At 70.1% G+C, this 13,488-nt stretch carries 12 protein-coding genes and 1 pseudogene; 7 read left to right on the top strand and 6 right to left on the bottom strand.

Going from position 1 to position 13,488, the window contains the following annotated elements; all coding sequences use genetic code 11:
* Positions 1–176: 176 nt before the first annotated feature.
* The 3 genes from ACFOYY_RS41600 (at position 177) to ACFOYY_RS41590 (ending at position 3,790) form a co-directional block, all read left to right on the top strand.
* Positions 177–1,073: an ABC transporter ATP-binding protein gene (locus tag ACFOYY_RS41600; protein WP_352012084.1), complete on the top strand. Its 897-nt coding sequence runs from the start codon at positions 177–179 to the stop codon at positions 1,071–1,073.
* Positions 1,070–2,668 (top strand): ABC transporter permease, encoded by a 1,599-nt coding sequence (locus ACFOYY_RS41595; protein ID WP_386197053.1) that lies wholly within the window; start codon positions 1,070–1,072, stop codon positions 2,666–2,668. Before ACFOYY_RS41600 ends, ACFOYY_RS41595 begins: the two co-directional genes overlap by 4 nt.
* Before the next feature lie 168 nt (positions 2,669–2,836).
* Positions 2,837–3,790, top strand: coding sequence for a sodium:calcium antiporter (locus ACFOYY_RS41590; protein ID WP_362918449.1), 954 nt, complete (start codon positions 2,837–2,839; stop codon positions 3,788–3,790).
* Positions 3,791–3,989: 199 nt separating this feature from the next.
* Here the strand turns inward: ACFOYY_RS41590 and ACFOYY_RS41585 are convergent, their stop codons facing one another.
* The 3 genes from ACFOYY_RS41585 to ACFOYY_RS41575 form a co-directional block, all read right to left on the bottom strand.
* Positions 3,990–4,643: a DUF998 domain-containing protein gene (locus tag ACFOYY_RS41585; protein WP_386197051.1), complete on the bottom strand. Its 654-nt coding sequence runs from the start codon at positions 4,641–4,643 to the stop codon at positions 3,990–3,992.
* Positions 4,644–4,793: 150 nt separating this feature from the next.
* Positions 4,794–5,939, bottom strand: coding sequence for an FAD-dependent oxidoreductase (locus ACFOYY_RS41580; RefSeq protein ID WP_386197049.1), 1,146 nt, complete (start codon positions 5,937–5,939; stop codon positions 4,794–4,796).
* A 15-nt stretch (positions 5,940–5,954) separates the two neighbouring features.
* Positions 5,955–6,959, bottom strand: coding sequence for an NAD-dependent epimerase/dehydratase family protein (locus tag ACFOYY_RS41575; protein ID WP_386197047.1), 1,005 nt, complete (start codon positions 6,957–6,959; stop codon positions 5,955–5,957).
* Between the two features lie 762 nt (positions 6,960–7,721).
* Between ACFOYY_RS41575 and ACFOYY_RS41570 the strand changes: the two genes are divergently transcribed.
* The 3 genes from ACFOYY_RS41570 to ACFOYY_RS41560 all read left to right on the top strand — a co-directional run bounded on the left by ACFOYY_RS41570 (position 7,722) and on the right by ACFOYY_RS41560 (position 9,728).
* Positions 7,722–8,180: a GbsR/MarR family transcriptional regulator gene (locus tag ACFOYY_RS41570; RefSeq protein ID WP_362785106.1), complete on the top strand. Its 459-nt coding sequence runs from the start codon at positions 7,722–7,724 to the stop codon at positions 8,178–8,180.
* 61 nt (positions 8,181–8,241) lie between these two features.
* Positions 8,242–9,081 carry a helix-turn-helix domain-containing protein gene (locus ACFOYY_RS41565; protein ID WP_386197044.1) on the top strand — a complete coding sequence of 280 codons (840 nt, stop codon included), beginning with the start codon at positions 8,242–8,244 and terminating at the stop codon, positions 9,079–9,081.
* A 65-nt stretch (positions 9,082–9,146) separates the two neighbouring features.
* On the top strand, positions 9,147–9,728 hold the full coding sequence (locus ACFOYY_RS41560; RefSeq protein ID WP_352012093.1) for a dihydrofolate reductase family protein: 582 nt from the start codon (positions 9,147–9,149) through the stop codon (positions 9,726–9,728).
* A 293-nt stretch (positions 9,729–10,021) separates the two neighbouring features.
* On the opposite strand, the gene ACFOYY_RS41555 is transcribed toward ACFOYY_RS41560, so the two are convergent.
* The gene (locus tag ACFOYY_RS41555) at positions 10,022–10,333 is read right to left on the bottom strand and encodes a hypothetical protein (protein WP_352012095.1); all 312 of its coding nucleotides are present in this window, start codon (positions 10,331–10,333) and stop codon (positions 10,022–10,024) included.
* A gap of 277 nt (positions 10,334–10,610) precedes the next feature.
* Here ACFOYY_RS41555 and ACFOYY_RS41550 point away from each other — a divergent pair.
* Positions 10,611–11,217: pseudogene (locus ACFOYY_RS41550) on the top strand (hypothetical protein).
* 28 nt (positions 11,218–11,245) lie between these two features.
* Here the strand turns inward: ACFOYY_RS41550 and ACFOYY_RS41545 are convergent.
* The gene (locus ACFOYY_RS41545; RefSeq protein WP_386197042.1) at positions 11,246–11,761 is read right to left on the bottom strand and encodes a hypothetical protein; all 516 of its coding nucleotides are present in this window, start codon (positions 11,759–11,761) and stop codon (positions 11,246–11,248) included.
* Between the two features lie 573 nt (positions 11,762–12,334).
* Positions 12,335–13,207, bottom strand: a complete 873-nt coding sequence (locus tag ACFOYY_RS41540) for a hypothetical protein (RefSeq protein ID WP_386197040.1) — start codon at positions 13,205–13,207, stop codon at positions 12,335–12,337.
* Positions 13,208–13,488: the final 281 nt, after the last annotated feature.

The following is a 13,488-nucleotide window of genomic DNA, read 5'->3' as shown; positions in this document are numbered from 1 at the left end:
ATCATCGTCTCCGGCAAGACCAAGCAGATCGAGCGCTTCACCGGCCTGCCCTGAAAGGGTACGAACTCCCGCGAAAAGGCTCTGGTCAACGCTCCTCGCCGCTGTTACCGTCAACGTCGGAGCGCCGGGAAGTCTGGTCGGCAACGTCATATCGGACCGGCTTCGAGGAGGCGCCCATGCCGGGCAGCCCTGCCGTGCTCATCAGTGACCTGACCAAGCGTTTCGGCGGCGTCCACGCGTTGAACGGCCTGAACCTCAGTGTGCGAACGGGCGAGGTGCACGGCTTCCTCGGCCCGAACGGGGCCGGTAAGACCACGGCCCTGCGCGTCCTGCTGGGGTTGATGCGCGCCGACTCCGGTCACGCCGAACTCCTCGGCGGACACCCGTGGCGTGACGCCGTCGAACTGCACCGGCGGCTGGCCTACGTGCCGGGCGATGTCGTGCTCTGGCCGACGCTGTCCGGCGGGGAGGCCATCGACCTGCTCGGGCGGCTACGCGGCGGACTCGACCTGCGGCGCAGGGCGGAGCTGCTGGAGCGCTTCGACCTCGACCCGACGAAGAAGGGCGGCGCCTATTCCAAGGGGAACCGGCAGAAGGTCGCACTCGTCGCCGCGCTGGCCTCCAACGTCGAACTGCTGTTGCTGGACGAACCCACCTCCGGTCTCGACCCGCTCATGGAGGCGGTGTTCCGCGACTGCGTAGCCGAAGAGCGGGACAACGGCCGTACCGTGCTGCTGTCCAGCCACATCCTGTCGGAGGTCGAGGCACTGTGCGACCGGGTGACCATCGTCCGTGAGGGCAGGGTCGTCGAGAGCGGGACGCTGACCCAGCTGCGCCACCTGAGCCGCACGTCCGTCACCGCCGAACTCGCCCGTACACCGGACGGGCTGGCCGCGCTCCCCGGCGTGCACGACCTGGTCGTCGACGGCCCGCATGTGCGGTTCGAGGTCGACCCCGACGGGCTCGACGGCGTCCTGCGTCTGCTCAGCGAAGCGGGCGTGCGAAGCCTCGCCTGCCGGCCGCCGTCCCTGGAGGAGCTGTTCCTGCGGCACTACCGGGTGAACGCGGCATGAGCGCCCTCACCGGCACCGGCACACTGGTTCGGCTCGCCCTCCGCCGCGATCGGCTGCGACTGCCCATCTGGGTCGTCGTCATCCCCGGGCTGGTGACGGCCACCGCTTCGGCGATCGTCGAGCTGTACCCGACCATGGGGGAGAGGCTCGCGCTGGGGCTCGCCATCGGCGCCAACCCGGCTCTGCGTGCGCTCACCGGACCGATCTTCGATCCGTCCTCCGCCGGAGGTCTGACCGCCTGGCGGGTGACCGGCGTCGCCGCCGTCCTCACCAGCCTGTTGAGCGTCCTGTTCGTCACCCGGCACACCCGCGCCGAGGAGGAGACCGGCCGAGCCGAGCTGATCGGCGCCGGGACGGTCGGCCGTCACGCGCTTCCGGCGGCCGCCGTACTCGTGGCCGGTGCGGCGAACCTCGCCGTCGCCCTGCTCAGCGCGCTCGGTCTGGCCACGCGGGGACTGCCCGTCTCCGGGGCGCTGGCCTTCGGCCTGTCGGTGGCGGGGACGGGCTGGGTGTTCACCGGCGTCGCGGCGCTGACCGCGCAACTGACCGAGACGGCCCGCGCCGCCAACGCCATCGCCCTCGCCGCACTCGGTCTGGCCTTCCTCCTGCGGGCGGCGGGAGACGCGGCCGACGGTGACACGCTGTCCTGGCTGTCCCCCCTCGGCTGGGCGCAGCGGGTGCGGGCCTTCGCCGACGAGCGATGGACGGTGTTCGCCCTGTTCGCCGTGGCCGCGGCGGCTCTGTCGGCCGTCGCCCACCTGCTGGCCGGGCGTCGTGATGTCGGAACGGGTCTGCTGTCGTCCAGGCGGGGGCCCGCGACGGCGGCACCACGTCTGAGCGGCCCGACGGCCCTGGCCTGGAGACTGCACCGAGGCGTGCTGCTGGGCTGGGTGATCGCGTTCACCGTCGTGGGAGCGGTGTTCGGCGCGCTGGCCCTGAGCGTGGGCGACATCGTGGACGACAATCCGCAGCTCGCCGCCCTGATGGCGGGGTTCGGCGGCGCGGGGGCCGTTGTCGACGCCTTCCTCGCCACCGTGATGAGCCTGCTGGGCATGGTGGCCGCGGGTTACGCGGTGCAGGCCGCGTTGCGGCCACGGGCCGAGGAGGTCGCGGCGCGCGCCGAACCGGTCCTGGCGGCGGCCGTGTCCCGCTGGCGGTGGCCGGCCGGTCATCTGGTGTGGGCACTTGGGGGCGCCACGACGGTCCTCGCCGTGGCGGGGCTGGCCGCCGGTCTCGCACACGGTATTCGTGTCGGTGATCCCGCGGGTCAGGCCCTTCGTATCACCGGTGCGGCGCTGGCGCAGGCGCCCGCGGTGTGGGTGATGGCCGGGGTCGCGGTGCTGTTGTTCGGGTTCGTACCCCGGCTGACCAGTCTCGCGTGGGCGGTGCTGGGGGCGTTCGTCCTGCTCGGCCAGCTGGGCAGGTTGCTCGGGATCGACGAACGGATCCAGGACCTGTCGCCCTTCGCCCATCTGCCGCGGGTTCCCGGAGGCGAGGCGACGTTCGGCCCTCTCGCCTGGCTGGTCGTGGTCGCCGCGGCGCTGGTCCTGGCGGGTCTGGCCGGTTTCCGGCGGCGAGATCTGACGGGCGGCTGACCGGTCCGCGCCGGTCGCGGGCAGGCCGGGTCCCTGCGGGTTCGCCGCGCCGTCGGCAACCCGGGGACGCCCTGTGGCCGGGAGCGGTCACAGCGGCCCCGGTTCGCCACAGCCCCTTCTGACGGCTCCACCTTCGATGTCACTTTCATTCCTGGAAAGGCGGAACGAATGCTCGTACTCGCCATCCTCAGTGTGATCGGTCTCGTTGTGCTCGCGCTGGCCGCCGACCATCTGGTCATCGGCGCCGGACGGCTGGCCGGGCGGCTCGGTGTCCAGCCGGTCGTCGTCGGCGTCGTGGTCATCGGATTCGGCACCAGTGCCCCGGAGCTGGTCGTGGCCGCCACGGCGGCCGCCCGGGGACACACGGATCTGGCCGCCGCGAGCCTGGTCGGCTCCAACATCGTCAACATGACGCTGATCCTCGGCGTCGGCGGGCTGACGGCCGCACTCGCCGTACGGTCGTCGATCCTGCGGCGTGAGGCTCCGTTGTCCCTGGCCGCGGTGACGGCGTTCGCGGTGGCCCTGACGTACGGCCTCGGCCCGGTGACGGGTGTCCTTCTCACCCTGGCGATGGTCGCCTCGGTGGTCATGCTCCTGAGGTTCGCCCGTGCGGACCCGCGAGACGCCCTGGTCGCCGAGACCACGGATCACCTCGGGGCCGCGATACGGCCCCGCCTGGTGGTCGAGGCAGCCCGGACGATCGTCGGGTTGGGCGGAACACTGCTGGGGGCGCAGTTGCTCGTCGCCAACGTCTCCGAGCTCGCCATCCGGGCTGGAGTGTCCTCCCAGGTCGTAGGTTTCACCCTGGTGGCGCTCGGCACCTCGCTGCCCGAGCTGGTCACCTCGGTCCAGGCGCAACGCCGTGGCGACGGTGACCTGGTCATCGGCAACCTGCTGGGCAGCAATCTGGTCAACAGTCTGGTGGGAGGAGCGGTGGTCGCCTTCTCCTCCGGCGGTGTGCCGTCCGCTGTGGCTCCGGCGCTGGTCGTGGCCATGGTCGGCATCAGCGGAATCAGCTGGGGCCTGCTCGCCCGGGGCAGCAGGCTCAGCCGTCGGGAGTCGGTCCTCCTGCTCGTCCTCTACGGTGCGCTGCTCCCGCTGATCGTTTCAGCGGGTCCCTAGTCGGCCCGCGAGGAGGATCGGAACGGCCGGCGGCGACAGGAAGACGAGGCCGACGAGTCAGCGGGTGGCTCGGCGAGCTGCGGGGTCAGCGTCGGCGGTGACCTTGGCGGAGGCCTGTTCACCAGGGTGAACAGGGCGACGAACCGACCAGGGCCTGTGGGCTGTAACGGCCGGGCAGGTTTCCAACGCGGTCTCCACCTCACGCCTCCGCACGGGTGTAACGGCGGCGCAGGTGGGCTGCGGCGGTGACGATCCAGGTGAAGCCGACCAGCAGGGCGGCGTGTTCGAGCAGCCCGGCGGGTGCGGGCCGGACCACGCCCTGAAGGTCCAGTCGGAAGGCGACGCCTGCGGCGACGGCGAAGGCGATGACCAGCGCACCTGACCAGCGCGAGTAGAGCGCCCAGCCTCGACCACCGGCGTGTGGGCCTCGGGCCAGCACCAACGGCGTGGCCGCCAGAGCGGCGAACAGCACCAGACCGGCCAGCCCGTGAATGCGGCCCGCGGTGGTGACCACCTCAGACAGGCCGGGCGGGTAGCCGAGGGCGGGATCAGTGGGCACGACCCCCGCCACGACCATCGCCAGAGCGGCGGCGGCCACAAGGAACGGCGCCCAGACCGCGGCCCGGCCGGCAGGAAGAGCACGGCGCATCCCGGCGGCGAAGGCGAACAGCAGGAGCCCGCCGATCACGAAGTTGGCCGTTTGCAGCCAGCCCCGCTCGCCGGTGCCGAGCTGGCTGGCGCCGTGATGCCAGAGGCTGTAGCCGGGCCGGGTGGCGCCGTCGAGCAGGAGCAACACTGGGACGAGGACGCCGGCGGCGGTGCCGCATGCGAGAAGGGGTGCGGTCGGGCGCATCGGGAACAGCCTCCTAGCTCCACGACCGAAAGATCGCGGGCCGACCAGGCTTCCCGGCTCACCGACGTTCGCGCCCCACCGTGGGGCGCGTTCCTGTAGACGCCTGGAATGTAACACCTGGCCGCCGACCCGGCCAGGTGTTCACGGCCCTCAGCCCTTGATGAAGCGGCGCGTCATGTACCGGCGTACCGGAGGCAGGGAGGCCAGCCTCAGCGGGAGCAGGCTCAGCCACAGCAGCAGCGGGCTGGCGGGGGCGTAGACGCCTTTGACGCGGCGGCCGAGCCTCTGTTTGCGTTCGGCTTCGGGCCGGATGGCGGCCTCCCACGCGGTCAGCGCGGCGGAGACGTCTCCTGGGTGGGCGGCCAGTTCGGTGCCCAGGCGGTCGGCGCCTCCGACGGCCAGTGAGGAGCCGTACCCGGCGAACAGGGTGACACACCAGGCGGCGTCGCCGAGCAGCACCACCCTGCCTCTGCTCCAGGTCGGTGCCACGACCTGGCTGATGGTGTCGAAATAGACCGAGTCGGCCCGAGCCAGCCCGGCGAGCGTTTCGGGGATGACCCAGCCGAGGTCGCCGTAGACGCGTCCCAGCTGGGTGGCGACGTCCTCGCCGGGACGGGCGTGGTCGGCGCGGTAGCCGAAGAAGGCGACGTTGCGGCCGTCGCCGACACTGATGACCGCCGCGGTACGGCCGTTGGACGACAGGGTGCCGGTCGCGCCGGGTGCGATACCGGCGGGCCGCCGGTCCAGCATGAAGACGGCGACCTTGTGCCCCAGGTCGAGCAGGAAGTCCTCCTCCGGCCCGAACAACAGGGCACGGGTGGCCGAGTGCAGGCCGTCGGCGCCGATCAGCAGGTCGGCCTCCTCGGTGCTGCCGTCGTCCAGGGCGACGCGGACGGCGTGGTCGTCCTGGTCGACGGCGGTGATGGTCGTGCCGAAGCGGATCTCGGTCCGGTCGTGGACCTTCTCGTACAGGACGGATTCGAGGTCGCCGCGCAGGATGGTGATCGAGCGCGGGCCCGTGGTGGCGGCGATGGTGGCGCGGTCGAGGGCGAAGCGGCGGGATCCGTCCCTCTTGTGGTAGATGAGTTCGGTGGTGTCGAACGCCTTGGCTCGCAGGTCGTCCAGGATGCCGAGGCGTTCGTAGGCGTCGTAGCCGATGCCGCCGAAGGTGACGGCGTAGCCCCCGCCGCGGCGGGCCGGGGCGCGTTCGACGATGAGGGTGTCCCAGCCGATCTGGTGCAGGCGCAGGGCGGTGGCCAGGCCGGCGATACCGGCTCCGATGATGACGGCACGCATGAAAGTCGGTTGTCCTTAGTGGGAGAGCTGGTCGAGCAGGCGTTGTTCGGCGGCGGCGTCCAGCCAGGTGTCGGGAGAGGGCGCGTCCGTGCGGGGTGTGGGGTCGCCTTCGGCCTGGAGCCAGGCCCAGGTGTCGGCCAGGGTCGCGCGCAGCGGGCGCGTGGTGAGGCCTTCGGTGAGGGCGGCGCTGACGTCGGCGTCGTGCATGCCGCTCGGGACACCGCCGTCGGGCAGGCGTAGCCCGAACTCCATGCCAAGCGGCAGGCCGTACCTCCGGAGGAGATCCGGCTCGGCCCACACCAGTTCGGTGTCGAAGCCGGTGACCTCCAGGGCCGTGGTGAGGAGTTCGCCGAGGGTGGTCGCGCCGGGTGGACCGGTCACGGTGAAGGCGCCGCTGAGACCGCGTTCGGCGCAGGAGAGCATCCAGGTGGCCAGGTCGCGGGCGTCGAGGTACTGCAGGGGCGCGTCGGCGGGGGAGGGGGCCAGGACCCGGCCGCCCTTCTCCAGGCGGCGCAGCCACCACGGGACGCGGCCGACGTCCTCGTACGGGCCGAGGATCATCCCGGCTCTGGCCAGTAACGCGCGCCCCGCGAAGGATTCCAGGACGGCGAGTTCGCCGCCGCGCTTGGCGGCGGCGTAGTCGGCGTCGTCGGTACTGCCGGGGTCGCCGTCGACCAGGGGCGCCGACTCGTCGGCGCCGGAGGGCCAGGGCCAGCGGTGCACGCCACGGCTGGAGACGTATCCGTAGTGTCCTGTCCTGTGCGCCAGCAGGCGGGCGGCCTCTCGCACCTCCCTGGGAGCCCAGGCCCAGGTGTCGATGACCGCGTCCCATTCGGCGTCGCCGAGTGCCTGCCGTACGGACTCGGAATCCGTGCGGTCGGCGATCAGGGCGCGGACTCCGGGGGCGGGGTCGCGGCTGAGCCCGCGGTTGAGGGTGGTCACCTCGTCGCCGCGCTCCAGCGCGGTTTCGACGACGGCGCGGCCGACGTGGTGGGTGCCGCCGAGTACGAGTAGCTTCACGATGCTCCTGAAGTGAGTGGCAGCCAGAGGGCTGACGGGTTGCGGCGGTCATGGAGGATCCCGTGTTCCGGAGAGACGGCTCGCTCCCCGGCGCGCGGGGTTCGCCGGTTCCGGGGCCGCGGCCGAAGCGCGGGTGGGCGCCGCTGGAGGCCTGCAGCCGGATGCGGTGGCCGCGCGGGAAGCGGTGTGGGCCGTCGGCCACAGGGTGATGTCGGCGGTCCGGATGTCGCCCGGCTCCGCGGGCGGATGCGGCCGTCGCACACGTTGACCGACCGGCCCGCGGGTCAACGTCGCAGACGCGGGTGAAGTGGTCGACGTGCGGGTTGTCCGAGCGCTCGGGCGGCCGGACGGGGGCCGGGCCGATGGCCTGGACGTCCTCGGTGAGGGGTGAGGTGGTGAAGGTCGGCACGTCGGCTCTGGCCTCGATGACGCGATTGTCCTTCGCGGGCGTGGAGCCTGCCGCCATGGGGCCATGGGCCGACCAGCAGCCGCACGGCCAGCCCGGCGGCCGGGATCCCCACGTTACGCCGGACGCGGGCTGGGCGGCGTAGGGCGGAGCGCACGCCGTACGAACAGCTGAACAGGGTCATGGCCGGTCACCTTCTTGTCTCGTCGCTGATGAGAGATCACGCCGCCGACCAGGCTTCCCGGCACACCATCGAACCCCTCACGAGAGGCCGATGAGAGAACAATACCGAAGTTTCAGAAATTTCTGAATATCCGTAGCTTTCGGTACTCTGTTTCTCCCAAGGAGGCGAACACGTGAACGACCGGTATGAGCAGCGGCAGGCGGCGGAACGACTGGCCCTCACCCTGACCGAAGGTGGATTACAGCGCATGGCCGCGCGCACCTTGGCAGCCTTCCTGTTCACCGACCAGGAGAGCATCACCGCCGGCGAGATCGCCGACCAGTTGGAGGCCAGCGCCGGTTCGGTGTCCGGCGCGATCAAATCCCTGACGACGGTCGGCCTGATCGAACGCCTGCCCTCGCCCGGCAGCCGCCGCGAGCACTACCGGCTCCGCGACGATGCCTGGGCCACCCTGTTCACCAGCCAGAACACCGTGATCCAGGCCATGCTCCAGGCCGCGTCGGCCGGCATCGCCGCCACCGATGAGGACGATCCCGCCCGGCGGCGCCTGACGCAGATGCGCGCCTTCTACGAGTTCCTGCTCGGCGAACTCCCCGCCCTGCTGCACCGCTGGCACCGGCAGTCCGGCTGATCCCGGCTTCGGCCGGCCGCGCCCAGCGCTCGATGCCGCGGGCATCGGCGATACTGTGGGCGTGGAGTACGTGTCCAGAGTGCCGCGACCGCCGCTGGACGGGCTGATCGACGACCTTTACTACCTGGAGGGCGCGCCGCCGTACGCCCGGCTGACGTTGCCGCCGATGCCGGCGGCGTTGCTCATCGTCAACCTCGGGGCGCCGTTCCGCATCCGCGCCGGCACCGACATCGAAACGACCGAGTACGCCGACGGCTGCGTGGTCACCACACCCACCCGCGCGTTGGAGTTCGGCTACCCACTTCGGACCCGATCCGTCGGCGTGCACTTCAAGCCGTGGGGGCTGGCACCGTTCCTGCCGATGCCCGCAGCTGAGCTGTGTGACCGGCCGGTGACGGTGGAACAGGTTTGGGGTCGGCCCGCCATCGCTGAGCTGCGCGACCGGCTGGCCACGGCGAACGGACCGCACGAGATGCTGACGCTGCTTGAGAAGGAGCTGACCCGACGGCTGTGCGAGACCGCCGGTCTGGGGCTGGTCCGCCATACGAGCAGCGTCATCGCGGCTACCGGCGGGGCGGTGGCGATCGGCGACCTGAGCGTGGCAGCCGGTGTCAGCAGCACTCATCTGGCACAGAGGTTCAAGAGGCTCATCGGCGTCACGCCGAAGCGGCTGGCCCGCACCTACCGCTTCGCCGCCACCGTGTTCGCGATCGACCCCGCCGGGCCGATCGATTGGGGCGACCTCGCCGGTGGCGCAGGCTACTTCGACCAGGCCCACTTCGGTCACGAGTTCCGGGCGTTCACCGGGCTCACGCCGACCCGTTACGTCGAAGTCCGGCGGCGGTTCCTGCGCGAACATCCCGGCCACACGCTGGACGGTTGGCCGCTGCCGGCCGATTGATTTCTTACAAGAGCGACGGCCCATGACACGCTAATTTGGGGCACCCCAAAGCAGAGGAGAGCCCGATGGGCAAGGTGGTCATGTACGGCTCGGTGTCGGTGGACGGCTTCGTCGCGGATGAGAACGACCAGCCCGGACCGCTGTTCGACTGGTTGTCCAGCGGTGACGTCCCGTTGGATGAAAGCGGCGAGCTGCAGGTGTCGCAGACGTCCTACGACCACACCCGGCCGTACTGGGACCAGATCGGAGTCACGATCGTCGGCCGCCACGTCTTCGACCTGACGGACGGCTGGGACGGGAAGCCTCCGGGCGGCATCGACCACGTGGTCGTCGTGTCGCACCGGCCGATGCCCGAGGGCTGGGACCCCGAGGCGCCGTTTCACTTCGTCGACGGCGTCGAGGCAGCCATGGCCAAGGCGCAGGAGCTTGCGGGTGACCGCGTGGTCGAGGTCGCCGCCGGCGACGTCGGGGGCCAGGTGCTTGCCGCGGGCCTGATCGACGAGGTGCGCATGGACGTCGTACCCGTCGTGTTCGGGTCCGGCAAGCGTTACTTCGGGTCGGTCCACGCGCAGCACCTGCTGGAGGACCCTGACGTGGTGATTCAGGGCAACCGGGTGCTTCACCTGCGCTATCGGGTGCGCCGTTGACCGATCTGGGCGGGTACGCGAAGAAACCAACTGCGAACGGTGACACCTGCCGCGCCCACGACTCCCGGGGTCGGGCCTTCCCCGCATGGCTGGAGGCCGGCGACCTCGACGGCGACCCGCTCATCGACGCCCGCAACCGCGACCACAAGACCCACATGAAGGCCGGGCTGCGCCGCGCGCCGGTGTCGAGGAGATGCCTCCTCGCCTTGCTCGTTCCTTGGATGCGAAAAGCCCCGCCCAGGCTTGCGGTGCGCCGTAGCGCAAGCCCGGGCAGGGCTGGTTTCACTGGCCGGTCAGTGTCGGCCCCAGTCCAGGACCTGGGTGTCGATCCAGTCGATGCCGCCGTAGAGGCCGGCGCCGCAGCGCTGGCGCACGCGCATTCCGCTGGCGGTGTTGGTCTCGCGCACGGTGCCGATGGGCTTGGTTCTGCCGTCGCGGCCCTGACAGCCGATGCCACGGGCCCGGGCGTCGGCCTCGATCTGGGCGGTGTCGGGCCCGTCGTCGTCGGGGTCGGCGGTAGCCGCGGCGGGCAGGGCCAGGGCTCCGAGAACGAGCAGCGCGGCGACGGCGCCGACGGGCAGGAACCTGGTGAGGGTTCGGGACATGCTCACGTCCTTGAGGGTCGGGGCTGGGTGCGCCCGGGATGAAGAGCCTCGGCGAAGTGGCTCTTGGGGTGTGTCCGACGCCAAGGATTTCCTTACAGTGATCGGTCAACTACTATCCGCATCGACAGGATGGTGTCACTCCTGCAACATCAGTCACTCAGCGAGCAAAGGACACCTTCCGCGCGAGAGTCGAGCTGGCCTTATCCGCTGAGTCTTCTTCTGGCTTCTCGCTCCCCGGAGGCGGGCGGCTCGCTGAGATCGAAGGGGGTCTCAGCGGATAGGGAGAGTTGGGCAGTTCGCGGACCTGTTGCCAATGCGGCCGGAGTTCCACCCGGGTCATCCGTCGGGCTGTCATCGCAGGCGTGTCGGTGACCGGGTCGTCTTCGACAAGCTGCTGCGTTTCGGCTGTCCCTGCGAGGCGATCGCGGATGCGACGTGCTCGGCCACGACGATCCGCAGCCGTCGTGACGAGTGGACACCTCTGGGGACCTTCGCGCAGTTCAAGCGGATCGCGCTGGAGTCCTACGACCGGATCGTCGGCCTGGTCCTGGACCGGGTTGCTGTGGACGGCTGCATCGCCAAGGCGCCTGGACTCCGGCTACGACTCCGGCAAGACCCGCGCCCTGCTTGCCGAACGTGGCCCGGACGGCCGGATCGCGCACAAGGGTGAGAAGGCACCGGTCCAGGCAAGCGACAGGTGGCATGTGGAGCGTACCCATGCCTGGCAGAACGCCTTCCAGCGCCTCGCCCGCTGCCACGAACACCACGCAACGGTCATTAACGCGTTCTTCGATCTCGCCGACACCGTCATCACCGTACGCAGCCTGATCCGCCGGGCCTGGGCAACCCACCGCTGGGACAACCGGACCAACCGCCACCCGTGAATACACGCCCGATGGCGCGTCGAGTGGTTCATCGCTCGTCGTCGAGGCCCTCAACGTCGACAGGCTGCCTTCCGTCGAACGTCACGAGGATTCCGTAGGGGTCCGCCAGCCGGAGCCTGCTCTCCGTGAAACGGATTGCCCAGGTTTGGTCGGCCCACACGGTCGCTTCGGGAACTGCCAGTGGCAACTCCGGAAGGTCGAGCCAGCTCAGTTCCTCGGTTGTGAGCTCGAAGTGCGATTCCCGGAGTCGGGTGCGGCAGTACTCCAGAGCTTGGTCGACGAAGACATCGAAATGGCTCACGACGTCGTGAGCGAAATGGAGGGTGGCCTCTTCCGGCGGGGCGGCCGGTTCGATCACCAGACTCATCCCGGTCTCGACCGCGCCTTTCGGCTCCGGGAAGTAACCGGTCCAGCAGGCCAGCGATGGAGGGCTCTCCATCCTTCTCAACACGACCCCGGCGATACGCACGGTCGCGGGCAGTCTCGCGTCAACGCCAGGCTCTTCAGCGCCCGAGCTTCTCGTGGGTGCGCCGTTGTCGGTCATCGACTCAGCGTAGGTCAAGCCTGGTCATGATGATGATCGACAGCCGAGGCGCGTAGCCACTTGTGCCCTCCGACCCAAGCCCTATTCGCGCGGTCTGTTAGCCGTAATGGTGTCGTCGACTGTTCAGGAAAGGAGGTGGATCAGATGCAGGACACGCGTACGGAGCCTGTGAAGGTGTACGAGTCGCCACTGGTGGCGGAGGTCGGCGCGTTCGTCGTCACGACCTTCGGCAGCCTCGACCCCAACCGCCGGAGGGCGGCATCTCCTACCGCGACGAAGACGACGACTGAGACTGACCGACGGTTCGGAACGGAGAAGGGGCGGCCGGATGCGCCGGTGCGACCGAGCGCAGCTGGTGACATCGCCGGACCGTGCGGCGGCCGACGCCGTCGAACAGGCACGGAGGCACGGGTGTCGGTGTGGTGCCACACGCACCCGGCCGTCCCTCGGCCGGCGCTTGAGCCGGTGACACCGACTTGAGCGCCGGGCCTCTTGACCGCCCGTGCTTCCCGCTCGGCTACCGCGAGAGACCGAAGCGCAGGTGAAGGGCGCGGCGCTTTCCCCTCCGCCGGATCATCCCCCTTCTTCTACGTCCCCGTACCATTGTTCGGCCTCTTGCCGCAGCCGACCGTGCGGAAGGGAGCTCACGACCGTGAGGAAGTCGTCGACGTCCCGATGCGAGGGAAGGATCTCTACGGGCACGGTGTCGAACGCGTAGGGCGACCCCGTCACGGGCAGCACATCGTCGATTTCAAGCACCACCGCGGTGCGGTCGCGCAGGAGCCGGCGGTAGACGGACACGTACAGGTCCCGCTGGTAGCCGCGCCCCGTCCACTCCTGCTCCGCCAGGCCGAACCGGACACCCAGGCGGACGACGTCCTGCCACAGTAGTTCCAGCAGCGGGGGAGCCGCGTTCGCCCGCTCGCGTTCGTGTCGTGGCGTACGAGCCTCGCGGATACGGCTGCTTTCGATCGCGCGCCGCACCTCATCCGAAGGGGCCGGCACGAAGAAGATGCTGCTCGTCCCTCCCAGGAGGGCTTCGGCCTCGTCGTTTCGCACCCTTGCCAGGCTCGCCAGACGGTCACCGATCAGGGGTGCCTCCACCGCCAGGAGGTGCTCGCCTCCCGGATGCCGACGGTCCCACTCGCTCACGGCCCGGCGAGCCCACAGGCCGACGGCCCTACGGATGGCCGCGTGGGTGACGCCATCCACCTCCGGGTAGCGGGCCCCCGCCGGATGTCCCTCGAACGCCCCCCGTACGACGTCCCACTGCAGCAGGTGCACCGTGCGGCCTTCCCGCGAGGCGACGATGGCGAACTGCTGCAGCATCAGCGATTTCCCCACCCCGGGGATACCGGTGAACACCACGCAGCGTTGATCGCGTGCCGCCGCCTGATATCGCCTGGTCAAAGGAGACCCCTGCGGGAGTACCAGGCGTGGGATCATGATTCACCTTTCGGCCTGGAGGGGACGCCACAGCCAAGCTGCATGTTCGAGGCGTTCAACAGATGCGGTGAAACCTGGTCACTGGCGGTGCGTCACACCTGTATCGCTGACTGTCATCATACGAATACTTGCTGCTATGAAGGGGGTGTGTCCCCCAGGGAACCCCCGATCAGCAAGGAAGGCGGCCTCGATCCGCCACCGGAAACGCACGCCGACCGGATGACGGTGATCCCGGGCCACCAGCCCGTCTTTTCCTGATCGTGGAGCGTGTACGGCCTTGC

Origin of the sequence: Streptosporangium jomthongense (genome assembly GCF_042650425.1) — a bacterium.
Taxonomy (GTDB): Bacteria; Actinomycetota; Actinomycetes; order Streptosporangiales; family Streptosporangiaceae; genus Streptosporangium.
This window is presented reverse-complemented; position numbering and strand designations above follow the sequence as displayed.

Bases quoted from the DNA above. Each gene is read 5' to 3' on its own strand.
- ACFOYY_RS41580 (WP_386197049.1), bottom strand. From the start codon at position 5,939: ATGCGTGCCGTCATCATCGGAGCCGGTATCGCCGGCCTGGCCACCGCC.
- ACFOYY_RS41540 (WP_386197040.1), bottom strand. From the start codon at position 13,207: ATGATCCCACGCCTGGTACTCCCGCAGGGGTCTCCTTTGACCAGGCGA.
- ACFOYY_RS41585 (WP_386197051.1), bottom strand. From the start codon at position 4,643: ATGCGCCCGACCGCACCCCTTCTCGCATGCGGCACCGCCGCCGGCGTC.
- ACFOYY_RS41600 (WP_352012084.1), top strand. From the start codon at position 177: ATGCCGGGCAGCCCTGCCGTGCTCATCAGTGACCTGACCAAGCGTTTC.
- ACFOYY_RS41545 (WP_386197042.1), bottom strand. From the start codon at position 11,761: ATGACCGACAACGGCGCACCCACGAGAAGCTCGGGCGCTGAAGAGCCT.
- ACFOYY_RS41590 (WP_362918449.1), top strand. From the start codon at position 2,837: ATGCTCGTACTCGCCATCCTCAGTGTGATCGGTCTCGTTGTGCTCGCG.
- ACFOYY_RS41555 (WP_352012095.1), bottom strand. From the start codon at position 10,333: ATGTCCCGAACCCTCACCAGGTTCCTGCCCGTCGGCGCCGTCGCCGCG.
- ACFOYY_RS41560 (WP_352012093.1), top strand. From the start codon at position 9,147: ATGGGCAAGGTGGTCATGTACGGCTCGGTGTCGGTGGACGGCTTCGTC.
- ACFOYY_RS41595 (WP_386197053.1), top strand. From the start codon at position 1,070: ATGAGCGCCCTCACCGGCACCGGCACACTGGTTCGGCTCGCCCTCCGC.